The sequence below is a fragment of the Zhongshania sp. genome (genome assembly GCF_047636175.1).
Lineage (GTDB): Bacteria > Pseudomonadota > Gammaproteobacteria > Pseudomonadales > Spongiibacteraceae > Spongiibacter.
Window position 1 is genome coordinate 36,304 of the sequence record NZ_JBLIKC010000021.1, and the last position, 24,557, is coordinate 60,860.

The window sequence follows — 24,557 nt, forward strand, 5'->3', positions numbered from 1 at the left end:
TATGCGCCGATTACTCGCCATGTCGGCATGCTTATTACTATTGCCACAGCAACCCCTAGCGCAAATTCACAACCTACTCGACAGCCAGGCCCTTGAGCGTGTCCGCGCCTATAGTGCACGGATTAACGGCAGCCACAGCAAGGATTTATTGCTGATCGCAGACGACAACAACCGCCTGTATTTTCCGATGACCGAACTAGCCGATTACATAGACACTGCAAATGCACTGCTCTTGGCGGAAAATATTTACGGTTGCACGCCATGCATACCGCTTGATGCCATCGCCGACACCGAATTTGACGAGCTGAAAAATCAACTTGAGCTGACCATACACCCGGCTTTTTTACCGCCACAACGCTTTGGTCGCGCCAGTATAGGCAGTGACGCCACGCTGAGTTATGGCGGCGGCCTAGCAACCAATATTAACTTACTGTCGCGCTACGATGAGCGCAGGGACGTAGAGCAATACGCCGCCGACCTCGACGTGGGCGTGTCACTAGGTCGCGGCGGCAATGTCTACAGTTCGCAGCTATACCTCAGTGAGGGCGACAGTATTCGCGGCCAAAGCTATTATGAAAAGGCCTTTGAGCGCAGCAAAATTCGCCTACAGATTGGCGACACCAACACGCGCCCAGACACCTTTGGCGGCGCTCTGCAAATTGGCGGCATCCGCCTGAGCCGCGCCTTCGATGTGGCGCCAGACTATAGATACCGGCCGATTTTCAAATACCAAACCGAGGCCAAACTGCCCGGCACCCTAGAGCTATTTATTGACGGCCAGAGAATCAAAAACGAAGAATACCAGCAGGGCCAATTACAAGTAGAAAGCGACGCCTATGGCAGTGGCCAGGAACTGACGCTGATATTAACCGACGCGCTGGGAAACCGCCGGGTAATTAGACAGTCATTATTTGACGCCAGCCAAAATCTCGCCCCCGGTGTGGTCGATTTCGATATTAGCTACGGCGCCATTCGCGACACGCCAGACAAATATCAGGACGAATACGCCGCAGGCTATATCAGTACCGGCATTAGCAATCACTGGACACAAAGCCTGTCTTACCAAGGAAATGAAGAGTTCGAACTGGCCTCTACCGAATTCATCTTGGCCGCAGGCAATCACCATCTTAGCGTCGAACCCGCCTGGAGCCACATTGCCGCCACCACAAGCGAAGGTAACGCCGTCACCGCACGCTATGCCTACGACTGGGACGGCAAAACACGCTGGGTCACCCTAGGCGCCGAGTATTTCAGTGCCGACAATTTCGCGCAATTTCGCGGCCGCACGCTATCAGGTGATGGCGGCACCGTATCACTGTCCACCGGTACCGCGCAGCTTTACTACGGCGTGTCGGCATTTGAAATTGGCGACCTTAGCGGCGGCTCATTTAATTTTGGCTACAATCGGCGCGGCTGGTACCTAGAGTCCAACGCGGAATACCTTGAAACCGGCGACTATATCGCCATCCTCAGCATTGGCTATCGCCCCCAGCAACGCAATGCACCGCGAGTTCGCGTGGCGCACAGCTGGGAGCGCGATCAGCGCAGTGTCGGCGCCGATGTCACAGGCAATATCAGCGCCGGCCAAAGCCAGCTGGGCTACCAGCTGGCAGCCGCGCAGGATTATGAAAGCCAAGCGACGCTGGACTCGCGCGCGGGACTGTCTTATCGCGACAACTATATTACTGCGCAAGCCAACTACGACGACGTTAACCGCTTTTACCGCTCGAGCAGTCGCGTAAGTACCGGCTTTGTAATCAGCAAACACAATAGCTTTATTACGCCACTACCGGTTTCACAAGCCTATGCCACCGCGCGCACCGGCCAAAAGGGGGTAGTAATTTCTTCGGCAAGTACCAAGCGCAAAACCTACGGTAATGGCGCAGCCAGCGTGCCCGTGCCGGCATATTACCCCACCACAGTCAAGATAGAGCGCGACTCACTCGCCAGCAGCGATGTGCTCACTACGCGCCAAGCACCGGTGCGAGTAGCGAAGGCCAATTATGCCAGCGTAGACATGCCAGTCACCCAGGCGCCTATTATTATTCATATCTTGCACAACGGTATCAGCGACATACTTATTAACGGCAAGCCCTTTGTACACAATGATTTTGGCGCCTATATTACAAAATACAGACCAAATGCCAGCAACACTTTGGAAGTGGGTGGCAAGCGCTACAAATTACATATACCGCTGGTAACTGAAGAATTGCCTATCTACGAATTTGATCGCACCACCGGAGAAATGACTCGGGCGAGTGAATTATTCAGGAGTTACCCATGAGCAAACTAACTACTGCTGCACTTATGCTTATCGCCATACATGGGGCGCAGCTTAATGCCAGCAGCCTGCTTGACCAGATGATGCCGTATCAGGATTTTTATGCTGAAAGCAGCTGCGAGCAAGGCGCTGACACTACAGCGACAACAGCGGACTGCCCAGCGGAGTTAGGCAAGACTGTCTTTACCAACGCCCTACTCGGCGGCGACGGCAGTCAAGCCGTCACCATGGATGACATTGCCGCGGCACTACGCGAGCGCCTAGCAAGCGGCCTGCCAATCGCCACAATTGTTGACGAGTTACCGCCATTTATCCGTCGCCAGCTGCCCACTCTCTTACAATCTAAGCACTGCAGCTTTGAAAACAGCGGTGAGGTGGACATTTTCTTTGACGATGACTCTCAATCTAGCGACAGCGGCCCCTACAGCGAATACAGCTACTTGAACGTGGTATGCGACAGCGACCGCAGCTTTCGCGTGGTGCTTACCGACGCCTCACGCGGCCAGCTGATGTCGCAAGCTGCCGCTATGCACGTCAAGTCGCGGCTTGCGGTGGAATTGGTCGACGACGAGCAGCGATACCCGGCTGAGGTATCACTGATCACTGACGGACAGCTCCTCTCAGAGAAAGAGTTTCAAGCCCAGAGCGGGCTAATGGAGATTCCTATTCTATTCCTGCTGCACGAAGTCAACGATACCTCTGTCGCCCCCCATGGTGCAGGCACCCTCAGCGGCGTTCCAGCCAACACAAGCCTTATTATTTACGAGACAGATTGAGCAATCGCAACATCTAGAATATAGCTAACCAATCTCTCACCCCAACCGTTTAATTGGCCATGCAGCCAGCTGAAATAGGCAACTAACGCCAGCTGCTTCCGTCTCATAGTATTCAAGGTTTTCTGAAAGAATCTCTATACGCTCAACAAGAATATCGCTCCTGACAGTCAGACCTACGTAAGTCGAATAGCCGGTGGCGATATTTAGCCATAACGCCACTGTCGTTATCGGATAGCCGGACATCAGACATCACCTTGTCTGCGATGAGATACACCCTTAGAAAGCGGATTCAGAGTGTCACCTTGTATTTTACACGGATAGAAGAATTGAATATATGAACAGTAAACTCCAAATATTATAGAAAAAGGCATTCGCCACAGTGTGAATCGGCTAGGGAAGTGCATCGGAAATATCTGGATGGAATCGTTCTTCCACAGCCTAAAGACCGAGCTGATCTGATCTGAGGAGCCTAGTTCAATGGTGTGAAGGTATTACGTAAAGCATTATCCCGTTACATCAACAAATTTTATAACGAGTGTAGCAATTTGATACGGGTATCTATTTTATCTGAGAAAGATCAACTTTATTACCATAACGCGGCTTACGATCAATTATCAGCATTGAAAGAGCAAATACACTTCTAAAAACCATGATAGACGCACGGTATTCTCAAGGCCTAGGCACGGCTTGGACACGGCAATTTTTTCATTATTATTTTAACAAAACCAGCTAACGCTCATGAGTACTAGTCCACAAGGCCGGCTTTGCTCATATGCTACGCCTACCTCGAGCGAGGATTAATCAATTCAGCCTTAGAGCTGCAATTCCTCTTCGAGGCTGCGTCGCTGCGCTCCTTGTTTAAATTGCGCCGTGGGCACAATTTATCGAACCTAGAGAGGCTCTCACCGATCAAGCAAACCAAAACCAAAAAGGCCCGCTAATTAGCGGGCCTTTTTGGTTTTGGTGCGCCCGAGAGGATTCGAACCTCTGACCTCTGCCTCCGGAGGGCAGCGCTCTATCCAGCTGAGCTACGGGCGCGAAATCGGTATTTCACGAAGCGCAACACTATAACAGAGGGGGTTTCCCGCCTCAATCTACCTCGATCATTTACTTAAGGATATTGGCCTAAATCTGTTTTGAGACCATATTGAGACCACAAGCATTTGCACATGAATTTTAGAACAGTCGAAATGAGTGCTGCCCGCAGAGACCAATTTCCCTGTTAATTGCTATATCACGCTTCGATTGTTAGTAATTCGCTAAGCTCACAATGCAAATACGTGCACAAAACCTCTAACACCTCGAAATCAATTCGCACCGCCATCTCGCGATACAGCCTTGTAACAGTGCCACGATTTAAGCCCGTATCCCGATCTACAGGAGATTATTAAGAGCTCTTATAAATTGTACTGTCTTTACCTGAAGGTATTATGCCACAGACCTACCTAACAACTGAAAAACTCGCTGAGCGGATCAAATACGACCCGCGAACTATTCGTACTCGCCTCAAAGATTCAGTCCTTCTTGAAGGTATCCATTACAGCCGCCCTTTTGGTGGCCGAAAAATTCTCTACTTATGGGAAAAGATAGAGGTCGATATGGCCAAGCCTGTTTCTCTAAATATGCTAATTGCCGGAATCCAATAAGGAGAATCTGATGGCTTCAGTTAATGTAAGAGACGGTAAGTTATTTTTTGATTTCCGCTACAAAGGGCAGCGGTGCATAGAATACACGAAGCTCACCGACACGCCAGCAAACCAAAAGAGGGCAAAGAGATCCTGGTTCGCGAAACTTGGGTGATGGGACAAAGGGAATACACCAAGAATGATGGTTCCCAGCGCGAAACCCAGATGTCGAAACCGGTTTACGATGCCCTTCTAGCCCAACGTAATGCCACTGGCGAATACGCATACGTTTTCTGCAATCGACTGGGCACACCACTTTCTCACAACAACATCACTCGAAGGGTCTGGTACCCACTACTGCGATATCTCGGATTAGAAAAACGCCGCCCTTATCAGACCCGCCACACTGCCGCCACCTTGTGGCTGGCTGCGGGTGAATCCCCAGAATGGATTGCTCGACAAATGGGTCACACCAACACCGAAATGTTATTCAAAGTTTACTCACGCTATGTGCCCAATCTGACCCGCGCAGACGGTTCAGCCTTCGAGCGCTTGCTGACTGAGCAATTCCCTAACAACTCACCAAATGCTGAGGCAACCAACCCATTAGCACATATCGGCCGTTGCCTAGGAGCAGAGCATGACTAAATCAAAAATTAACGAAAATATTCACCACATCGCGACAATGCTTCTTACACAAAGTAATTCCCAAGTAGGTAACCTCGGCGTCCTTATCGGAACAGGCAAAGAAACCGACAACCATCAAGCCCTAGTGGCATGGTTAGGAGCACGATTTAATAATATGTATGACGTTGAATTAACTGTGCAAGACGCAGTAACCCAGCTAACCGACCACCTACAGGAACAAAACTCACACCTAGTTCAAAAATGCATTGCCAGGATAGCTGATGCTCATTCGATCTTACCGGCGCACTCACTCGCTCCACCTCACACAAGCATGCGCAAATGAACTGAAAATGCGCTGTTCTCTCGATGAGCTATAACGCAAACATCAGCTCCGCTGCTATCCGTTGTGACAATGGGCCTGAATACATCTCCCATCAGCTATAACAATGGGCGATCGACCGGCACATCACCCTCAGGTATATCCAACCAGGAAAGCCCACGCAGAACGATTTAACCGAACAGCACGACATGAGTGGCTCGATATGCATCGCTTGAACAGCCTTGAGCACGCCCAGCTGTTAGCGACTCAGTGGCTTTGGATATACAATCACGAACGACCACACTATGCTATCGGAGGCATATCGCCAGTCCGGAAACTGAATGTGACATAGCCCCTCTACTTACAATGTCGGTTGGTAATGAGGGGATTACAGGAGGATTTTCCCGTTATTAGCTTATACGTTAGTGTTAAGCTTTCATAAATATTAAAAAATTGAGATTAAATTGAATAAGATTTTTAAGCATATAAGGGCTGTCGTAAGCGATCTAGTATGGGGGTGGCTGCTGGCCTTCAACAGCTCGCGCGGGCTCTCTCTTGCCTGGTTGTTCCTAAGTGTTATTTCCGGCGTGTTGCCTATGGTGATCTTGATCGGTATTCGCATGCGGTTAGATGCCGAATCGGTCGGGAGTGAGGCTGTTCTTAATGAGGGTGAAATGTTGTATTGGCTGCTGATTGCTGCAGTCGTGTTGTTTGGCGTCTTTGTTGTTTCTCGCGTCGTGCAGTATTTACAAACTGTATTTTCGCAGCAAGTCAAAGGGGCAGTTCAAGAAAGCCTATTAAGTACCATTAACGGATTAAAGCTAAGTTTTTTTGATAAAGCAGAGAACCAAAGCTTGTTGCAAAGAGCTAGGTCAGAAGCCCTGCAGCAGCCATCCATAATCTTCGAGGCAAGTGGTGGGGCAATACAGGCAGGCTTCTTTTTGGCAGCGATATTCGGATATCTATTCTTGCAGTCACCAATATATGTTGCTGTTATTGTTGTGTGCGCACTTCCTGCGGTTGCCTTATATGGCCGAATGACAATTCGTGCAAACCAACAACGCATTAAACAGACAGCATTGAAGAGAAAGCAAAATTATCTGTTTTGGGTTTTGGGAGAAAGAGATTATATTCCCGAGCTTAGAATGACTCTGGCAGATCAATGGTTCGCCGCTAATCACAAGAAAATAGAAGGACAGCTGGCCACGTCCGAGCGCGGATTGGCGCAGAGTGAATTGCTGCACAGCATTGTTGCCGGTTTGTGTATTGTCGGTGGCGTGGGCTTATGTGCATGGCAAATGCTGGAGGCTTACATAGCTAACGAGCTTACGTCGGCAGGGTTAGTATTAAACGCTTATGTGTTGGTTGTTGGCCAGCGGATAGCCGTCAATTTTATGGAGCAGGCCATAAAGCTCTATAAAGGCGGGCTGTTCTTTGGTGACTTTCGTCGACTGTCACCGCTGGGAAGCCCCTTAGCGACGGCTTCTGCGCCTGCAGAACAACAACTAGTTAAGCATTCTATTCGGCTTAAAAATATTGAGTTCTCTTATCCTGGCGCTATGCAAAAGGCTGTAGACAATATTTCTATGTGCTTTGATGTGGGCACTATTAATATAGTGCGCGGAGCGAATGGCAGCGGCAAATCAACACTTTTCAAAATTTTAGCAGGACTATATAGGCCTGACTCAGGTGAGGTGTTGTTGGACGGGGTGCGACTGGAAGGCACTAGTTCAGACAGTTGGAAAAACTCGGTATCTCTGCAAGTTCAACACGGTGGACGCTATCCAGAAACAGTACGTAATAATGTTGTACTAGATAGAGATATAACAGATGAAAAATGGAGGTTTGCGGCCGACTTAAGTGGCGCGCGTTCAGAATATCAGAAGCTTAAAGACACTGAAAGCACCCCATTGATAGCCCCAATGGGGGGAGTTGATTTAAGCGGTGGGCAGTGGCAAAAATTGTTTATTGCGCGAGCATTTTCTTCTCAAGCACAGGTTATATTGCTTGATGAGCCAACCGCCTTTTTAGATGCGGAAAGCAAAGCCAAGTTTTGGAAAGAGCTTGTTTTGCCGGTCCAAGATTCAATTGTAATAATTATTACTCATGACAGTATACTGAAAGATGAGTATATCTTTCACTCAAGTTGAGCTGGCCCCTGCGCCGCTTGCAAGGAGCCTGACCAAGCTCCTTGTGAATTACCTATTGCGAACCACCGAAAACAATATCATCGACAGGCACCACATTGACACCCTTAGTTTCATCGGCTAGTTTTCCAAGATCTGAAACCATTGGTTTTGAGTATTCTTGTATTTTTGCTAGCTTATCTTCTTTAGTTTTTGTGTTCATTGTGATTCTCACGTTAGTTGTGGTATTTGTTAAATAGGAAGTCTACACCACATTGTGCTTCATCGGCAATGTTGTTAGCTATGTGCATTAGCAGAGGTAGTTCATTGCTTTGGAATGCTGAGTGATCAAATATTCTATGGACTGGAGATGCTTTTGGTGGTTTCGTTTGCTTCGGCATATCTACGCTCATAAACCCTTTTCCTTCCCTTTCTAGGATGCCAGCAGGGACCAGGCTTTTAAAAGCAGCTGTAAACAACTCTTTGCTCTTTGGTGCAAGCCGATGTTTGGCATGTGTGCCGCGCAACAAAGTTAATGTTTCTCGGGTTAGTAGAGGAAAAGAGCGGCGTATCCCCATAATTGAGCAAGCAGCCCAATTCATTCCAAGCACTGCTGCATATTTTTGATGGAAGCGGTGCAATGGTTGCTCAGACGCACTAAGGCCAAAATGGCTCCCCTTGATAAGTAAGGTGCGAATTGGATTCTTTAAATCTGGCGCGATGAAGCCAGGCACCCCGTCTCCATACTTAACTTGTAATAGTTTGTTTGACCAACGGTGTTTGGTGTTGAGGTAGGTTTTAATAAGGTGTCGGCTAGTAACGATACGGGTTTGGGTTTTTATTGGGAGCTTGCTATGACTTTTGAAGAAGCCGAGGTCGGCTAACCACTCACCGAGCACGGCCTCTCCGCCAATAAGTTCATCGCAAAATTCACCACCAAAATAGACGTCCACGCGCTTTTTAGCGGTTATGAAGCTGAGCTCACATAACATGGGGTGGAGAACGAAATGTGCTGTTGGGGGTTTTTTGTTAAGTACGTTTGCTTGATAGGACCCGTCTGGCCAATCGATAATGAGCTTATTTTGCGCTGGGGTGTCTTTTAGCAGAGCTAATATGGAGTCTAACTCTTTTGACTTCCAGTCGCCCTGGCTAGGTGTTAGCGAAGCGGTAGTAATGGGTATTTTGAGATGATCTTGGCATAGCAAGGCTAATGTTGAGGAATCTCGGCCTCCGCTAAGAGAGAGTAGGTTTGTATGCTTGCCTGACAAGTCTTTTTTTAGGTTGTCCAGCACAATTTTCCGAAGCGCAGCGCCACAGCTTTCTTTATCCATATGAGCGTTTGCGAGCGGTTTTCCTAAAAACTCATCATCGCAATTCGTATAACAATTTTTCTTTTGAGGCTTAAGCCTTATCCTTTGCCCGCGTTTTTCTTCGGCGATACCTTGGATAAGAGAGCGGCCCTCGGCAAACAAACTGGCCAGACTTGCGACCATTGCTGCGATAGCATCGTCAAGTTCAGGAGCCGCTGGTCGAGCCAGTGCGGCAAAGTCTAATGAGGTACTCCACAATAGCCAGTTTTTGTTCTGCGCTGTAAAAATCGGCATTAGTGCAGCGTGTGACTGCATAACCGTAAGCGTACCGTTCTCACCAAGGTGGGCAGCAGAAAAGTCTGAAGTAGTTGCTGTTGCGCAATAGCGAGTGGCTTCTATTAGGTCCTTTTTTATGGCTATTGCATTAAATGGGGAGCTCTTGTCGTCAGTGGGGAATAGATCGGCGCCCTGAGCCATGAAAACCTGAGCTTCTTCACAATATACGTCGCCGATGTTTGTTTCTGGAAGGCACCTTATAGCCAAGAGCCAGCCATCGGGTGTCACAATAGTATTAACACGATCAATCTTTTGGAGGCGAGCTTGAGCGAGCTTCCTCTCGTGAGAATCTGGCTGCCAGAGCGCCACAGCATCGGCGAAAGGTCTAAGGCTCATAATTGGGTTCCAATTTTAGTTGCGCTTCTATTTTCTGAGCTAACTCCGCTGGGTCAAGGTGCTCTTTGGTTAAAGTGGCGCGGTATATAGGTACGTTTTGGCTGACCATGTTTAGTTTGTTGAAATCATTTTGTAAGCGGGTTTTGCAACGCGTTCCGCTGCTTCGTTTGCCGTTGGCTAAAAGCGCTAACAGTGCATCAGTTGCTGAAACACGTTGAAGCTCGAGCTTGTCATTGTTGACGCTAAAGTCGGGAATGATTAATGCGCTAATAGCCCGTTTTCCATTATGTATTGCTGTGGCAGGGCTATATTTTAAGCGCCCATCACCGGTTGCCGGATAGCTGTCGGGGTCATCTAGGAAGCTACAGGCTAAACTAGGATTTCTGAGCCTTAACGAAGTAGAGCAGGCGCCGTTTACATAAATGCGTTCTTGTTCAATCAGTAGAGGCAACATGTCATCTGCGTATAAGCCCATGCCGCTGCAACAGAGTGCTGTTGCTAAGGTGGTTTTACCTGCGCCGCTTTGGCCAAATATTCCAACTAGTGAGTTTCCACATTCCACCGCGGACGCATGCAACAAAGAAAACCCTTTTAATTGAAACAGTGGCGCTAGCAGGCTTGCGGCCAAAAGCACTTCGAGCATCCCCTCGTTTAACGAGGGGTCTGGAGTGATGATAATTTGCTGATCTGGCTGGGTATATAAGACCTCTATAGCGCCGCCGATACGAAACAGCACGCCTTTTTTTGTGGCTACCTGCGTGCTGACCCAGCTACCAAAGTCGACGTGGCTAAGTATCTTGCCTTGGGGCAATTCAGTTGAAATCGGCCTGGGGCTTTGGATGGTGATTATTGCGTCGGGATCGCGACTTGGAATTATCGCTGGCGTAGCAAGTGGGACGGGGCTTTCAAAAAGTAGCCCACCGACCCAGTGGAAAGAGTTCATAAAGTGGCTGATGTCCATATGACTTTAAACTTAGGATTTAAAGGCCCGCCAGTAATGATGCGATTAGAGCTAACTAGCCAGGCGTGACTTTGGAAGTGCTTGTCCGAATCAAAAGAAACGCCAATGAACATAGTGGTAGGCACGCGAGCAAAGTTGGTTATCCAACTCGCTGCGATAGCAATGGCTAAACAGTTAATACCAGCGGGCAGGAAAGCATCTAGTTTTCGTACTAGTTTGGAAGGCCCGCTTTCGGCGAGTTGTTGGCTGGGCCACTCCGGGCGCTTCGTCGTAGATTTTCGCGAGGTACTGAAGCGCAGGCGCCTCCAAACCAGAGCGAGAGGATATAGCGCAAGCACCGCTGTAACAAAAGCAATCGTTTTGAAGCTCACGTTAGTTGGTGGCCGGCTCGATGAGCTTTCGATCCAGTAGGCTGGCGAGCAGTTCGGCGACGTCCTGAGTTGCTTCTTGCTCTGGCGCCGAATATTGCTCGATAATTTTGGCCACGAGGCTTGCGCCGTTAGTGGGCGTCTCCAGTAGGTTCCATACATAACACGCAACCGCATTCAGTTGATGGTACTCGCCCGTGTCGAGTTGCAGCACGACGCCACTCCCTGGCTCGGGCTCAGTAAAGACGGTTGCGCTGCTGTGTTGGTAATGAGTGTTGATATTCATTTCTATTTATTCTTTTGAGAGGGTTTTTGTGGCCGCATTGAAATTACGCCGACGATTTTAAACACGGCCCTAGATAGCTTGTAAACAACTTTTGCGGGCGGGAATATTGCAAACACATAAGCTAGCCTCAGGGAGCTTGGCATGGATCCAGAAAGTACACCATACGTGTAGTAGGCACGTTTGAAAAAGCTTGATTCTAGGGCGCCTGATAGCCACGACTCATTAGCGATAGCTGTTACATGCTGTAATCCGGATGTTTTGTGGCTAGCTCCTACATCTCTGGCTCGTATCGCTGAGCCAGCATTTGAAATTCTTACAGCGAGAGTGCTTGACGGGATAGTTTGGTCGCCTAGTTGGTGCAACATAACTTGGAGGCAAAGTTCCGCGGTATTAACATTAGACGCTTCAGACTTTTCCGTCCATTCGGAACCCGGCGGAAACATCAGGTGCAGAACGTCGTAGCCCCACTTCCACCCATAACAAAATGAGCGAGCTGCATGCATGGAAATGGTTGATAGTAATAAGGGCTCAGTTTGTTCGGGAATCTCGGCACCAACAAAAGTGGTTACATCAAGCGTTTTCGCTAGCAATTTTAGCGGCGCTAAGGAGAGTGAGTGCGAAGGTTCGTTACGCCAATGTAGCTCAACGAGCTGACCATCTTCCGATAGATAGCAAAGATGATGTGCTGTCCTCATCATGGAGAGACGAACAAGGCTGTTGCCGTCATAGGCAAAAGTTGGTGTGTACCCCGCGTTATGGAGCGCGCTATGCGCGCTGTCAAAGTCAGTGGGATCGATCAGGACATCAATATCGCAACTGGCGCGTGTGGCGATATCACCGTATAACCGTTTAGATAACAACAGGCCCTTGAGTGGCATGTAGACGATTGCAGCCTGTTGCAGTATTTGTCCAACGTCCCTGAGTGTGGCGAATTGTTTTAGCGCGTGAAGGCTTTGCCTTTGACGAACCTGCTCGATTACTTCTGTGAATTCAGCAGGTAGCCGAGAAAGCGCTTCTTGGTGGTACAGGCATAGTACCCCCGCAAGGCCATGATAGGTCACACAGCGTTGCCATTCTGATTTGGTACAGCTGTCGAGATACTCAGTTACTTTGGCTAGCTGCATCTTGTTCCAACGGCTAGCGACGACGGCTGCGAGTAAATCTTCAGCGGCACTTAGTCTTGGGCTGGAATCTTTTAGAACATTTAGTAGCATGTTAAAATAAACTGGTTTTACTAAAACGTTAGTCTATCATCTTTAAGGGTGTTCTGTTCAACAAAACCGGACACGTTAATTTGCTAATTTCTCATACCGAGCCGGCGATAAATCATTGTTCGATGAGTGCAGTCGATCCAGGTTGTAGTATTTAACATACGCTCTAATATCGTTGATCATATGCTCGCGTGTCGGCTGATGAAGCTTAAAAATCCAGTCATGCCTTAAAACACCAAAGAATCGCTTGACCACGGCATTGTCCCAGCACGCACTCACATCCCCCCATCGAAGTGCGTATGCCATATTCCAACAGTAATTCACCGTAAGCTTTACTCGTGTATTGCGAGCCTCTGTCGCTGTGAAACACTAGCCCTTCAGCTGGCCGCCTAAGGTTGTAAGCCATGATCATCGCCCGACTAATCAGGTTGGTCGTCATGCGCTTATCCGTTGCCCCACCGATTATGCGGCGGGAGTAAAGATCCATCGTAATCACTAGGTACACCCCGCCTTCGGCTGTTTTTGAATAGATGATGTCACCTGCCCAGATTTGATCTTGTCCAACAGGTTTAAAATTTTGATTTAACAAATTAGCCGCTACGGAATCGCTGTGCTTACGTTTCGTGGTTATCTTGTAGGCCACGCGCTGCTTGGCCTGCAGCTTTAATTTAGCCATGACCTTCATGGTTTTATAGCGAGTAACGTTAAAGCCTTCGGCGCTTAGCTTCTTCGCTATTTCTCGGCTACCTAAACTTTGTCGGCTTGCGTTAAACAGCGCCTTGGTTATTCGGTATAGTTGCAGCTCCTGCTCTGTTATTAGCTGCGCCGGACGAGCCTTACATGCATAAAAAGAGGATTTACTCAGCTTCATCACTCGGCACAGCAGCCGCACCGGGTAGCCCTGAGAGTGTTTTTGTATGACGCCGTACTTCACTTCATTTCTTTCGCAAAGAAGGCACTGGTGGTCTCAATGGCGTTTTTGTTACTTTCAAAGAATCACCGAGTGAAATCATCCGCAACGTCATCGGTTTAGATGGAACCTTTCTCAATACGTGGCAGAGGGCAAGTTGATATTTGTTGATGCTAGTCCGCAACCGGGTCAGGTCGATATTCAGATTGGCGGCGATTTTAACCTCGGCGCCTTGGCAGCACGTATCGGCTATGCCGTCAAAAATGTGCAGGCCAAGCGCCTATCAGTCGACTCATCGGGCAGCATATTTAGCCAGTTTAACGCTATGGAGGTTGTGCGCAGCGAGCTCCACCGGGTATTTATGGGTCTGAAAAACTTAAGGGTCACCGCGATTGTCACTGCCGAGCGCACCGAAGAATATGGTCAATTGGGGCGCTTTGATGCCGAAGAATTTGCGGCCGATAATATTATTATTTTGCGCAATGCCCTTGATCAGGAAAGGCGTCGCCGCACCCTCGAGATTCTCAAATCCAGAGGTAACTACCACCACAAGGGTGAGTTCCCGTTTTCCATTACCGCTGATGAAGACATCATATTTATCCCTCTGGCCAAAACCGCACTCGATCAGAAATCGTCAACAAAGCGTATATCCTCGGGTAATGTCGTGCTCGATGAGATGTGTGGCGGCGCTCAATTATCCTGTTATCCGGACACACAGGTTGCGGCAAAACCTTGCTTATTGCCATGTTTCGCGATGACCAATGAAAACCCTAATAAACGTTCACTGTATTTTGCCTATGAGGAAAGTCGTAAACAGTTGACTCGCAACGCCGCTGGCTGGGGTATGGACTTTGAAAAACTGGAGCAAAAAGGTAAGTTAATAATTATCTGTCGTTATCCAGAGTCGGTACCCGTTGAAGACCATCTGTTATTGATGGAAAAGGAAATCACAGACTACAAACCCACCCGAATCGCGGTCGACAGCCTGTCGGCACTGGAACGAATGACGAATGGTAAATCCTTCCGGGAATTTGTCATCGGGCTTACCTCCTTTATTGAAAAGAAGCAAATCGTTGGTTTATTCTCTTCCACCACCTCTTCCTTAATGGGTGGTGGGTCCGTGACCGACGAGCATGTCTCCACTATCACCGACACTATTATTCTATTGCGCTATGTGGAAATATTTGGCGAAATTCGCCGAGGAGTATTGGTATTGAAGATGCGTGGATCGCAACACGATAAAGGAATTCGTGAGTATCAGATTGATAATAAAGGTATGCACATCGGCGCCCAATTCCACGGTATTACCGGAATACTGTCGGGTAATCCTGTGCAGACGCCGCAAAAAGATGTTGATCGTATCGCCACGCTGTTCAATGATTAATCCTCATTGAGACCTTTGCACGAGAGCATGAGTGCTTTCGTGCAAAGGTCTCTTATTAAATTATGGAATGCTTAGCCTGATATCACGTGCTGCGAGTTAATTGAGGTACCACCGTCAACCGGAATGACTGCGCCATGAGTGTAGGCGCCGGCCCTAGAACTAAGATAAATAGCAATCCCCGCCATTTCTTCAGCCTGACCAGCGCGTTTCAATAAACTGTTAGCAGCGACGTCATCGGCAAATTCGCCAAACACATGGTCTGTCATTTTGCTGGGAAAAAATCCGGGTGCTACTGCATTCACCGTAATAAATTTTGGACCAAGTTCAACCGCAAGGTGTCGCGTTAAATGGTGCACCGCCGCTTTACTCGCGGTATAAGCGTACGTGCCGGCGCGGTGAACTGTTGGAATATGCAGGCCATCAATAGACCCAATATTAATCACCCGCGCCGGGTCTGCCTGAGACGCAGCCGCAATGAGTAGCGGAGTTAAATCCCGAGTCAGTGCAAACACGGCAGTCACATTTAAGTTCATTAGCTTTTCAAAGGCCGACTCGGGATAGGTTTCAAAGTCGCCCCCCCAAGCAGTACCGGCATTATTAATGAGAATATCCAACTGCGACTCTCGGGCTTGCAGAGCACGGCATAAATGCCCGCGGCCCTCAGCACTAGCAATATCGGCGGGTATCGCGAAGCACTCGCCAAACTCGCTTAACTCTTCAGCCGCAACGCGACACGCTTGCTCATTGCGAGCCGAGATATAAACCCGCGCTCCGGCTTGCAGCAGGCCCTGAGCCATCATGCGGCCAATGCCCCTCGACCCACCGGTAATCAACGCGACTTTACCGTTAAGTGAGAAAAGCGCGTTGATACCTAAATTCGATACACCGTTCATAATATGATCCTATTGCTGATAACTCTGCATGTCGTCGTCGGACAAGCACATCACCGCACCTGCGCCTGCGCGAATCACCGCAGCATGTGTAAGGGTGCGAGGCAGAATTTTTTGGAAGTAGAAGCGAGCGGTAGCCAACTTACTTCGATAAAAACCATCGTCTTGCACCAATATTTTTTGCTTGGCAACGACGGCCATTTTCGTCCACATCCACCCCAATACAATATAGCCACCCATCATCAAATAATCGACAGCGGCAGAGCCCAACTCATTGACATCGTCGGCGCATGCCGCGCCAACTTCAGCAGTTATTGCCTGCCACTCGGCCAAGGCTTTGAGTAGCAACGGACTAAATTCATCGTCATCAAGATCCGCCAAACTTGCCTGAATCTCGCTTGCTAATAGGTTCAGCAATTCACCGCCGGACCCCATTACTTTGCGGGCCAACAAATCCATCGACTGAATGCCAGTGGTGCCTTCGTATAAGGTACTGATGCGAGCATCACGGACATTTTGCTCCATACCCCACTCGCGGATATATCCATGGCCACCAAATACTTGAAGACCGAGATTAGCTGCCTCTAAACCATTTTCGGTCATAAAGCCTTTGGCAATTGGGGTTAGCATTGCCAGTATTTTCTCGCCCTTCGCAACCAAGTCTCGATCTTTGGAGTAGGCACTTATATCAATATATTTAATAAGATAATGAGCCAGTGCGCGGTTGCCTTCGGCAAAGGCGCGAATGGTCAGCAACATTCTCCGCACATCCGGGTGGACAATTAATAAATCAGCGGGACGATCAGGGTTCTTAATACCGCTGAGTGCTCGGCCCGCCTCACGTTCGCATGCGTAACGCCATGCGCCCTGAAGAGCAAGCTCGGCGTGAGTAATACCTTGCACTGCAGTACCAATGCGGGCACCGTTCATGAAGGTGAACATACATGCTAAGCCGCGATTTTCTTTACCGATCAAAAAGGCCTTGGCACCGTCAAAATTCATAACGCAGGTAGCATTGCCATGTATTCCCATTTTATTTTCAAGGGCGCCGCAGTTCACCGCATTACGCTCGCCTACAGCCCCGTCACCGTTAGGCAAATATTTGGGAACGATGAATAGGGATATTCCCTTGGTGCCTGCAGGTGCATCTGGCAGCCGCGCTAGAACGATATGAACAATATTCTCGGCAAGATCGTGATCACCGGAGGAAATAAAGATTTTCGTGCCAGTTACCCGATAACTGCCGTCGTCCAGAGGCTCGGCCTTAGTCCGTAGGGAGCTTAGATCACTGCCGCAATGAGGTTCGGTCAAACACATAGTGCCGGTCCATGCGCCCTCTATTAGCTTAGGCAAGTACTGCGTTTTTTGCTCATTGGTACCGTGGGCATATATTGTTTCCCGCGCACCACCACTTAATCCGGGATACATCGACCAGGACTGATTGGCCTGGCCCATTAATTCGCCAACCATCATATCAACAGAGCTGGGCAGTCCCTGCCCGCCGAATTCTTCAGGTGCACTAAGTGAGGGCCAGCCGCCTTCACAATATTTTGCGTAGGCCTCTTTAAAGCCCTTCGGCGCCTGCACGCCGGTTTCTGTTAGCCGGCAGCCTTCTTCGTCGCCGCTGCGATTTAATGGCGCCAATTCATTTTCGGCGAATTTCGCTGCCTCGGCCAATATCGCGTCACACAACTCAGCATTAACTTCATGCAAGCCAAGACCACGATAATGGGCATCGAAATCTAATACTTCGTTACGGACAAATTGAATATCACGCACAGGCGCCTTGTAATTACTCATCGCTAAAGATTCTCAGTTTGGTAAAGTATTCGCCTTACTTTTTCAGTAAATAAAGCGCTGTAGTGGCGACGAGCCCGCGACATCAAATGTCTAAGCAGGACAATATCCCATGGTAATGGAGCCTGCTTACTCGGCGAGGCAGTATTAAATTTACTGCTAAAGCGATAGCACCTCTAAAAAATAAGGCAACTTATTTATTTTTGGTTCACTAAGACCTGTTCTTTAATCTGCCGCTTAAATATTTTATCCGTCGCGGTTCTCGCCAACGGTAAATCACTAAATTGGATAAATGCTGGAACCTTGTAGCTGGCAAGATTCTGTTCCAACAGTGCCCTCAAGGTCTCCACAGTTATTGCCCGCCCTGCCTTCATGTATATCACCGCGGCAACTATCTCGCCAAGACGATCATCGGGCAGGCTAAAGACGGCGACTTCAGCAACGTCTGGACAGGCATAAATTGCTGCCTCAACTTCACTGCAGCTAATGTTCTCACCGCCACGAATAATGATGTCTTTGATGCGATCAACGATAGATAACATGCCATTTTCGTCAAGAAAACCGATATCACCGGTGTGAAACCAACCGTCGATAAACGCCGCGGCGGTGGCTTCTGGGTTATTCCAGTAGCCCCGCGCATTGGACGGACTTTTTATGCAAATTTCGCCCCGCTCATTCTCGGCAAGGATGGCACCACCCTCGCTGAGGATTTTAATTTGGGTAACTGACGGGGAAGGAATACCGACACTCGCCGGACGCTGAATATAAGTCACACCCATATTCACAGCGCCAATGGCATTGGTCTCAGTCAGGCCATAGCCACTGCCGGGGGTGAGATTAAAGCCCTCACTGATGCGGCGAACATGCTCCGGTGGCCTTGCAGCACCCGCGGAATAAAGTTCGCGAAGACTCGACAGATCGCGATCGCTATGTTCAGCAGCGTCGAGTAATTCTTGGGAGACCGTCGGCACGCCATTGACATAGGTAATGCGCTCGCGCTCGATGAGAGCAAGAGCTTCTTGGGGGTCCCATTTGTACATCATCACCAACTTCCGACCGATGACAATAGACAGCAAAAATAAACTATGGGAACCCGTAACATGAAAAAGCGGGACAGTTAAGAGTGCTACCGCTTCGTCTGGCGGAGCGCCATTCTCAGCGACGTCATTAATAGCGCCAGCTGCCGCCCCCAATAACACCCAACTCATTAAGGAGCTAATAATTCCCCGATGAGTTGATACCACCCCTTTTGGATTTCCGGTGGAGCCAGAGGTATACAAAATACTAACGTCATCATCTGGCGCTATTTCGACGCTCGGCATAGTAGCGGAGGGATAGCGATTGGCTAGATCATTAAAATCATAAACATTCGAGTCTGTGCTTGCAGGCATCGCACTCGTGGCTAGAACGAGTGTTAAGCCAAGCTCATTTTGAAATGGCTTAATGCGGTCGAATCGTTGCTGATCAACCACCACAACACGAGCGCCGCTGTCGGCCAAGCCATACTTCAATTCTTCACTGGTCCACCACGCGTTCATAGGTACAGCGACCGCGCCCAGCGCGGTAACCGCCATAAAGCTTAAAATCCACTCGGGATTATTGCGCATAGCAATAGCGACGCGATCGCCCTTGCGTACGCCCAAATCCATTGCCAACGCAGCGCTAAGCACTGCTGCGCGCTCAAAGGTTTGGCGAAAGCTTAAGCGCTGATCTTGGTAAACAAGAAAGGTCTTGTCATCGTAGGCCAAACACGCTTGATACAGATCGCGTAAATTAGTCGGTGCATTCTTATATACATCATAGGCTACCCCGTTTACGGTTTGCGTCAGCGTTTCAAAGTCAGCACCCGTAGCGGTAAATGTGGCAATACTGCTTTTTATCTTTAAAAGTGTGTCTTCCATACAATTTCTCAATATTATTGATCTTAGGAGTCCGCGCAGTAAACGCGATAATCGTTAAATGGCTTCGCCCCGGAGAAAATCCGGATGCTCAAACAACGGCTCAGGGTAACGATAAAATCCCTGGCCATCTTGTTTGCCGGATCTACCTAGAACCACTTGCGCAGCAAGAAAACCCTCTACCACCTCGACCTTAGCCCGGGTGAATATGCCCAGGTCGCGATAACTGCGGTAGGCGTTTAAGAAATTCACTATGCCCTGCTCGTCAAGATCGCCAAACGGCCCACGCAATGCGCCGGTTCCGCACATCCAAGCGCGGTCGATGTCGCCGGTTGTCGCCACATCACTTTTGGCCAGAAGTATTGCTTGCTCGATGACTGTTCCAGCCAGAATTTTATAGAGATCGTCCCCAGTCCCATTGGCGGTAAAGTCGGCATTTTCATAGCTGGGCGCAGGATATTGATAAAAGCCTTGTCCTGATTTCATACCCAACTTGCCGGCGTTGATATGAGACGATAAAAGCGCAATGACTTTTGTGCGCAGGTCCGCATTCTGAGGATCACTTTGCTGGTGTGCCCAACTGTCGTGAACGACATCCAAGCCGAAGAGATCGATCATACCGAAAGGGCCCATTGGCGCCTTCGCGCCTTGAATCCACGCCCGGTCAATATCTTCGATGGACATACCGCCTTCTAGCACGAGGCCGAGCGCCATGCCTAATAATGAGCCCAGCAAGGTGTTTAGCACATAGCCAGGACTTTCTTTCTTTAGGATCAACGGCACACCGTTAATACTCAGCACATAGCGCCGTAAAACGTCGATTGTTGCCGCACTGGTATGAGTACCACTAACAATATCAATCAAGCGCGCACCAAGATGGGAGTGCAGCGCAGCAAATTGTCGGTCAGATGGTAGAGCGCCGTCGATTTGGGACACTAAGAGCGTGCTGGTATTCGTGGTAAGAATAGCGGTCGACGGGCATGCTAAAGCGAGCCCTTGGTGCACACTGCGCTTAATATCCAGACGCTCAGCAACAGATTCGCTAACCAACTGGGCATCTTGCACCGCTAAGGCTAAATCTGGCTCAATCCGTATATTCTGCATTGCGGTGTGAACTTCTTCTTCACTAAAAAAGCCAACATGCACCAGCATTGCGGCCATGATGCCAATCTGTTCCCGCGTCTCATTAAGCACAGTAGTAGATACATCGTAGAGAATAGACTCATAACCCGCGGCGGCAGCCATCAAGGCATTAAAGCGACCCATGGTACCTGCGCCGATGAAGCAGACCGTGGTTATTTCAGAAATTTGCATATTAACGCTTCCCCTGTTCGCGGATCACCGTGATAAGGTCCGCGACCAGCGCTCAGGTAAACTTAAATTGGTGCGCCCTCGGGTAACCAAAGCTGGCAAATATTCCAGTACTGGCAGTCCCGCCAAGGCATTAACAATATGGTACTGCGTGGGATTTTGCTCCCAAGTCAGATTCGCCCAGCTGAGCTCGCCACTGCCAACAAACACTTCGCTGTACTCGTTCTTTGAGGGAAATATCGTGACTTCATTCACCGTCGGCGGTCCAAACCCACCAACCGCCGGCATGAATCGCCAAGCCATGGGGTTGTCCTTATCGGCGTCGGCTTTTAACTGCGCCTCAACATCTTCTGCACTTACTTTAACGAGGCCATCGATTGCCATATCGATAATCGGGTTGTCGAAATGCGATGCGGCAACTTGCCAGCGGCCACCATTGACCTGATGATCTGGTATATCAGCAAACACTTTTGGTATGCCTTGAAGTTCACGGCCAGACAGAATCGCATCGGTTAGATTTTCCCACATCACTAGGTTGTAGGTACCGACCAATCGGTCCTTGTCGCCTTTAAATACAACCTGAGCATTAACCCCGAGCAGGTTGTAGCCCCGCCCCGCCAGCCAGTCGACCTGTTTGTTACAAGCATAAAAAACCGAGACAATAGCGTCATCTGCCACTTCGAATGCCTCTGGCAAATAGGCGGCCAGTTTCGCCCGATCGGTTTTGTACGAGACCACCATCGCGGTAACGTCGTGATACCAACCTGAGGTTTTCGCGCCAATATAACGCGGCCCAAAATGGGCGGGCATCATATAGCTTTGATGTGGATCCAAAGTAAACATGGCTCTTTTCCGTCTTATTGATATTTGCAAACCTAAGGCGCTCAGGACTTTTTTGCGATGGCACAATGCCAAACCCAGCCTGATTGCACTGACTATAAACATTGTTACGCATGTCGACAGCAGACCACCACGACACAGCAAGTCTAGAAAGTTGGAATAAGCGAAGGAGGAGGATGAATTAACGCCAAGCGAGGGTGTAACAGTTATTTTTTACCGATGAGAGATACGCCAGATTTAGTAAAACAACAGCGGATGACTTATATCTGCGTCAGCTGGGAAGTTCAAATCCAGATCGTCGTCTTCAGGGTACAGTATATTAATTGTCAGCCGCGGGTCGGACACAAAGGCAGCGGGGCCCAAAGACCCAACGATAGTGCTCACATTAAAGAAATTCTGAACCTCGCCCAGCAAATCAACCTGCACTCGAAAGCTTGATCTTGGTTCCATTTTAGCAGCGCGCTGAGCCCAGTCTTGGGGAACGCTACTGCGCTCTACTAAACTATCGATCTGCGCCTGATCGTCTGGGTTATTACTAAACAATGCGGCCTGCTGCCCGGCCATTATAATAGCAGAGACAATGTCTTCCCAGTCTTTAACCATGCTGTCGCTGCTGCTACGTCCAAAGACAAAATCATAGTTATTACTAATTTGGGCGAGCAGTGACGCAGGAACTACTTGACTAAACAAATTCACAAAGCCTTTATTTACCATCAATATCTGGGAATCACTGTCAACAAGGGTGGCGGGATAGGGATCTAAGGCCCGCAAAGTTAATATCATTGCCTTGCGCAACCAGCGAAGCTCTGGCGAATTAAAGTCTATACTCTCAACAAATGGCGCATAACCCGCCGAGATTAACAGGTGATTTAGGTCGCGCTTACCAAGCGTAAGAACCTCGCCAATTTGCAGGACAATTGCCTCACTTGCTCTGCATGTCCCTGTTTCCAAACGACTAATATGGCGCGGCGAGCTGCCTAGACGACCCGCAAGCTCTTCCTGGCTAAGCTTATGCACCCGCCGCCAAAACTTCAAAAAGCGAGAAAAGGCGTAATCTGATCGCTGCTCGATACTTTGACTCCACGCTACTGATAAAATTGAAATTCATACTACCGCTGACACACATAATCTGCAATCGGGCCGCTACCGGACACACCACGTCGTGGCCGGGGTGGGAGCCCCATGTAAGAATCCTGAAAATAATTATAGCGACCGGCAAGCTAGAAGAAATATAGCTACATACCAAGGCCGTGATCCATGGCCTATATTCAATTAGCAATGAGCTCGTCAACGCAATCGTGAAAATAAAAATCTGCCGACTTAGGCACCGCTAACATTTAACCACCCGTGGTACTTCAAATTGAAAACGTCCTTAAAAATCGGCTACGGCATCGGGCAATCCGCCGACGGAATTAAAACGGCGGCATTCAGTACCTTCTTATTTTTCTATTACAACCAGGTACTGGGCCTATCCGGCAGCCTAGCTGGAATGGCCGCGTTGCTCGCGCTGTTGGTCGACGCGATAACAGACCCTATGATCGGACAGTTATCCGATCGATTTAATTCTCGCTGGGGTCGTCGCCATCCATTTATGCTGGCTGGAGCGATACCGTTTGCGGCAGCCATGATTGCACTGTTTAGCCCGCCGACAGGGATGGGGGAAATGGCATTATTCTGCTGGATGCTAGGCTGGGCTATTGTCGTTAGACTCACACTGACATTATTTTTTGTGCCGCACTTATCACTTGGTGCGGAGATGGTCCGCGACTACCATGAACGCACCAAGCTAATCAGCTTTCGGGTATTTTTTTCCTACGCTGGCGTTCTCGTCACCACGGTATTAGGTTTTGCCCTCTTTTTCCCTTCAACAGAAACCTATCAAAACGGCATGCTCAATGCTGACAGTTATACGTCCTTTGGGTTTTTTGTCGGACTAACTGGCATGATCGTGATGCTGATCTCGGTTTTCAGCACACGCAGCGTGATCCCCACACTATCAAAAGCCGCACATGACCCACAGGCAAAAAATGCATTTTTTGCCTTTATAACTGTCTTCGTTACATTAAAAGAGCATGCCTTTAGAATTCTCTTCTTGGCAACGCTGATGTTCATGATTGTGGCCGGCGTGAGCCAAACTCTACTACTTTATGTTAGCAGCTATATCTTTGAATTTACCTCAGAGCATTTAGCCATTCTTTCATCATCGGTTATCTTGAGTATATTCGTAGCACCGATGGTCGCTCAAAATTTGTCATCAAAAATAGACAAGAAAAATACCTTGGCGGTTTGCGTGTTTGCAGGCGGGATGATATCGGCATTTCCGTTTTTTCTGTATTTTTTGGATTTATTTCAACCCTTATCTATCTCTGCTCGTTTGACGATTGTTTTTGTCGGCAATGCTATCGCACAGTCCTTCTTTATTGCTTACATCATAATACTTGACTCCATGTTGTCCGATACCATTGATGTTCACGAGCAGCACACCGCCAAGCGCGAGGAAGGTTTATTTTTTGCTGCCCGCTCCTTGGCAACCAAGGCGAGCTTCGGATTAGGCAGTTTTTTTGCTGGCGTCGCGCTCGATATTATTAACTTTCCAAAAAATACCCTACCAGTCGACATGCCTGCGGCAGCCGTAAATAATTTAGCTGTCTTGGCCGGCCCGGTCCTGCTTGCGCTGTTTATGATTACCATCGTGATTTCATCACGCTATCCACTGACTTCTGCCAGCCACCGCGAGGTACTCCGAGCAATAGCTGAAAACAAACAAGAACTCCGGGTGAAATCACATGCGACTCAAGAAATTTCTTAGCAATGGCTTTAGACATTAATATAGCCTCGCACCGGCACTGAGACGCGATCTTTCCGCACTCAAAAAATCTGTTTTTTTAAAGGCGCATAAGCGTCGAACCGAGATAAATAATTCAGCTCAATGGCATTGCTAATTACCCGACTTGCTAGGTCGTGG

At 48.8% G+C, this 24,557-nt stretch carries 20 protein-coding genes, 1 tRNA gene and 4 pseudogenes; 10 read left to right on the top strand and 15 right to left on the bottom strand.

Going from position 1 to position 24,557, the window contains the following annotated elements; genetic code table 11:
- The first annotated feature begins 1 nt into the window (after position 1).
- Together ACI955_RS12985 and ACI955_RS12990 are read left to right on the top strand one after the other, a co-directional pair.
- Positions 2-2,284, top strand: coding sequence for a hypothetical protein (locus ACI955_RS12985; protein WP_415244171.1), 2,283 nt, complete (start codon positions 2-4; stop codon positions 2,282-2,284).
- Complete coding sequence (locus ACI955_RS12990) at positions 2,281-3,057, top strand: hypothetical protein (RefSeq protein WP_415244172.1); 777 nt, start codon at positions 2,281-2,283, stop codon at positions 3,055-3,057. The genes ACI955_RS12985 and ACI955_RS12990 overlap by 4 nt, the downstream gene beginning before the upstream one ends.
- A gap of 961 nt (positions 3,058-4,018) precedes the next feature.
- Here the strand turns inward: ACI955_RS12990 and ACI955_RS12995 are convergent.
- Positions 4,019-4,095 (bottom strand) — tRNA-Arg (locus ACI955_RS12995).
- A gap of 196 nt (positions 4,096-4,291) precedes the next feature.
- A pseudogene (locus ACI955_RS13000) lies at positions 4,292-4,417 on the bottom strand (helix-turn-helix domain-containing protein); the annotation flags it as partial.
- 70 nt (positions 4,418-4,487) lie between these two features.
- Between ACI955_RS13000 and ACI955_RS13005 the strand changes: the two are divergent.
- From ACI955_RS13005 to ACI955_RS13030, 6 genes and pseudogenes are all read left to right on the top strand, one after another.
- On the top strand, positions 4,488-4,703 hold the full coding sequence (locus tag ACI955_RS13005; RefSeq protein WP_415244173.1) for a hypothetical protein: 216 nt from the start codon (positions 4,488-4,490) through the stop codon (positions 4,701-4,703).
- 10 nt (positions 4,704-4,713) lie between these two features.
- Complete coding sequence (locus tag ACI955_RS13010) at positions 4,714-4,857, top strand: Arm DNA-binding domain-containing protein (RefSeq protein ID WP_415244174.1); 144 nt, start codon at positions 4,714-4,716, stop codon at positions 4,855-4,857.
- Positions 4,836-5,330 carry a tyrosine-type recombinase/integrase gene (locus tag ACI955_RS13015; protein ID WP_415244194.1) on the top strand — a complete coding sequence of 165 codons (495 nt, stop codon included), beginning with the start codon at positions 4,836-4,838 and terminating at the stop codon, positions 5,328-5,330. The genes ACI955_RS13010 and ACI955_RS13015 overlap by 22 nt, the downstream gene beginning before the upstream one ends.
- Positions 5,323-5,652 (top strand): hypothetical protein, encoded by a 330-nt coding sequence (locus tag ACI955_RS13020; RefSeq protein ID WP_415244175.1) that lies wholly within the window; start codon positions 5,323-5,325, stop codon positions 5,650-5,652. Before ACI955_RS13015 ends, ACI955_RS13020 begins: the two co-directional genes overlap by 8 nt.
- Before the next feature lie 50 nt (positions 5,653-5,702).
- A pseudogene (locus tag ACI955_RS13025) lies at positions 5,703-5,980 on the top strand (integrase core domain-containing protein); the annotation flags it as partial.
- Positions 5,981-6,191: 211 nt separating this feature from the next.
- Entirely contained in the window at positions 6,192-7,778 is a 1,587-nt protein-coding gene (locus ACI955_RS13030; protein WP_415244195.1) for an ATP-binding cassette domain-containing protein, read from the top strand.
- A 52-nt stretch (positions 7,779-7,830) separates the two neighbouring features.
- Here ACI955_RS13030 and ACI955_RS13035 read toward each other — a convergent pair whose 3' ends face one another.
- The 7 genes and pseudogenes from ACI955_RS13035 to ACI955_RS13065 all read right to left on the bottom strand — a co-directional run.
- Complete coding sequence (locus tag ACI955_RS13035) at positions 7,831-7,977, bottom strand: hypothetical protein (RefSeq protein ID WP_415244176.1); 147 nt, start codon at positions 7,975-7,977, stop codon at positions 7,831-7,833.
- Positions 7,978-7,990: 13 nt separating this feature from the next.
- On the bottom strand, positions 7,991-9,358 hold the full coding sequence (locus ACI955_RS13040; RefSeq protein WP_415244177.1) for an asparagine synthase-related protein: 1,368 nt from the start codon (positions 9,356-9,358) through the stop codon (positions 7,991-7,993).
- A gap of 367 nt (positions 9,359-9,725) precedes the next feature.
- Complete coding sequence (locus ACI955_RS13045; RefSeq protein ID WP_415244178.1) at positions 9,726-10,679, bottom strand: hypothetical protein; 954 nt, start codon at positions 10,677-10,679, stop codon at positions 9,726-9,728.
- Positions 10,676-11,068 carry a lasso peptide biosynthesis B2 protein gene (locus ACI955_RS13050; RefSeq protein WP_415244179.1) on the bottom strand — a complete coding sequence of 131 codons (393 nt, stop codon included), beginning with the start codon at positions 11,066-11,068 and terminating at the stop codon, positions 10,676-10,678. Before ACI955_RS13050 ends, ACI955_RS13045 begins: the two co-directional genes overlap by 4 nt.
- Position 11,069: 1 nt before the next feature.
- Positions 11,070-11,351: a PqqD family protein gene (locus tag ACI955_RS13055; protein ID WP_415244180.1), complete on the bottom strand. Its 282-nt coding sequence runs from the start codon at positions 11,349-11,351 to the stop codon at positions 11,070-11,072.
- A 2-nt stretch (positions 11,352-11,353) separates the two neighbouring features.
- Positions 11,354-12,475 (bottom strand): nucleotidyltransferase family protein, encoded by a 1,122-nt coding sequence (locus ACI955_RS13060; RefSeq protein ID WP_415244181.1) that lies wholly within the window; start codon positions 12,473-12,475, stop codon positions 11,354-11,356.
- A 165-nt stretch (positions 12,476-12,640) separates the two neighbouring features.
- Positions 12,641-13,517, bottom strand: a pseudogene (locus ACI955_RS13065) (IS3 family transposase); the annotation flags it as partial.
- Positions 13,518-13,596: 79 nt separating this feature from the next.
- Here ACI955_RS13065 and kaiC point away from each other — a divergent pair.
- Positions 13,597-14,856: pseudogene (gene kaiC / locus ACI955_RS13070) on the top strand (circadian clock protein KaiC); the annotation flags it as partial.
- Positions 14,857-14,927: 71 nt separating this feature from the next.
- On the opposite strand, the gene ACI955_RS13075 reads toward kaiC, so the two are convergent.
- From ACI955_RS13075 to ACI955_RS13100, 6 genes are all read right to left on the bottom strand, one after another.
- Positions 14,928-15,749, bottom strand: a complete 822-nt coding sequence (locus tag ACI955_RS13075) for an SDR family oxidoreductase (RefSeq protein ID WP_415244182.1) — start codon at positions 15,747-15,749, stop codon at positions 14,928-14,930.
- A 9-nt stretch (positions 15,750-15,758) separates the two neighbouring features.
- Positions 15,759-17,546, bottom strand: coding sequence for an acyl-CoA dehydrogenase C-terminal domain-containing protein (locus tag ACI955_RS13080; RefSeq protein ID WP_415244183.1), 1,788 nt, complete (start codon positions 17,544-17,546; stop codon positions 15,759-15,761).
- A 194-nt stretch (positions 17,547-17,740) separates the two neighbouring features.
- The gene (locus ACI955_RS13085) at positions 17,741-19,444 is read right to left on the bottom strand and encodes a class I adenylate-forming enzyme family protein (protein ID WP_415244184.1); all 1,704 of its coding nucleotides are present in this window, start codon (positions 19,442-19,444) and stop codon (positions 17,741-17,743) included.
- Positions 19,445-19,498: 54 nt separating this feature from the next.
- Entirely contained in the window at positions 19,499-20,755 is a 1,257-nt protein-coding gene (locus tag ACI955_RS13090) for a 3-hydroxyacyl-CoA dehydrogenase NAD-binding domain-containing protein (RefSeq protein WP_415244185.1), read from the bottom strand.
- A 24-nt stretch (positions 20,756-20,779) separates the two neighbouring features.
- On the bottom strand, positions 20,780-21,595 hold the full coding sequence (locus ACI955_RS13095; RefSeq protein ID WP_415244186.1) for an acetoacetate decarboxylase family protein: 816 nt from the start codon (positions 21,593-21,595) through the stop codon (positions 20,780-20,782).
- 234 nt (positions 21,596-21,829) lie between these two features.
- Positions 21,830-22,627, bottom strand: coding sequence for a helix-turn-helix domain-containing protein (locus ACI955_RS13100; protein WP_415244187.1), 798 nt, complete (start codon positions 22,625-22,627; stop codon positions 21,830-21,832).
- A gap of 325 nt (positions 22,628-22,952) precedes the next feature.
- Between ACI955_RS13100 and ACI955_RS13105 the strand changes: the two genes are divergently transcribed.
- Positions 22,953-24,401 (top strand): MFS transporter, encoded by a 1,449-nt coding sequence (locus tag ACI955_RS13105; protein WP_415244188.1) that lies wholly within the window; start codon positions 22,953-22,955, stop codon positions 24,399-24,401.
- The last annotated feature ends 156 nt before the right edge of the window (positions 24,402-24,557 follow it).

Excerpts from the sequence above, each read along its gene's own strand:
- ACI955_RS12985 (WP_415244171.1), top strand. The coding sequence starts at position 2 with ATGCGCCGATTACTCGCCATGTCGGCATGCTTATTACTATTGCCACAG.
- ACI955_RS12990 (WP_415244172.1), top strand. The coding sequence starts at position 2,281 with ATGAGCAAACTAACTACTGCTGCACTTATGCTTATCGCCATACATGGG.
- ACI955_RS13005 (WP_415244173.1), top strand. The coding sequence starts at position 4,488 with ATGCCACAGACCTACCTAACAACTGAAAAACTCGCTGAGCGGATCAAA.
- ACI955_RS13010 (WP_415244174.1), top strand. The coding sequence starts at position 4,714 with ATGGCTTCAGTTAATGTAAGAGACGGTAAGTTATTTTTTGATTTCCGC.
- ACI955_RS13020 (WP_415244175.1), top strand. The coding sequence starts at position 5,323 with ATGACTAAATCAAAAATTAACGAAAATATTCACCACATCGCGACAATG.
- ACI955_RS13035 (WP_415244176.1), bottom strand. The coding sequence starts at position 7,977 with ATGAACACAAAAACTAAAGAAGATAAGCTAGCAAAAATACAAGAATAC.
- ACI955_RS13040 (WP_415244177.1), bottom strand. The coding sequence starts at position 9,358 with ATGCCGATTTTTACAGCGCAGAACAAAAACTGGCTATTGTGGAGTACC.
- ACI955_RS13045 (WP_415244178.1), bottom strand. The coding sequence starts at position 10,679 with ATGAACTCTTTCCACTGGGTCGGTGGGCTACTTTTTGAAAGCCCCGTC.
- ACI955_RS13055 (WP_415244180.1), bottom strand. The coding sequence starts at position 11,351 with ATGAATATCAACACTCATTACCAACACAGCAGCGCAACCGTCTTTACT.
- ACI955_RS13060 (WP_415244181.1), bottom strand. The coding sequence starts at position 12,475 with ATGCAGCTAGCCAAAGTAACTGAGTATCTCGACAGCTGTACCAAATCA.
- ACI955_RS13075 (WP_415244182.1), bottom strand. The coding sequence starts at position 15,749 with ATGAACGGTGTATCGAATTTAGGTATCAACGCGCTTTTCTCACTTAAC.
- ACI955_RS13080 (WP_415244183.1), bottom strand. The coding sequence starts at position 17,546 with ATGAGTAATTACAAGGCGCCTGTGCGTGATATTCAATTTGTCCGTAAC.
- ACI955_RS13085 (WP_415244184.1), bottom strand. The coding sequence starts at position 19,444 with ATGGAAGACACACTTTTAAAGATAAAAAGCAGTATTGCCACATTTACC.
- ACI955_RS13090 (WP_415244185.1), bottom strand. The coding sequence starts at position 20,755 with ATGCAAATTTCTGAAATAACCACGGTCTGCTTCATCGGCGCAGGTACC.
- ACI955_RS13095 (WP_415244186.1), bottom strand. The coding sequence starts at position 21,595 with ATGTTTACTTTGGATCCACATCAAAGCTATATGATGCCCGCCCATTTT.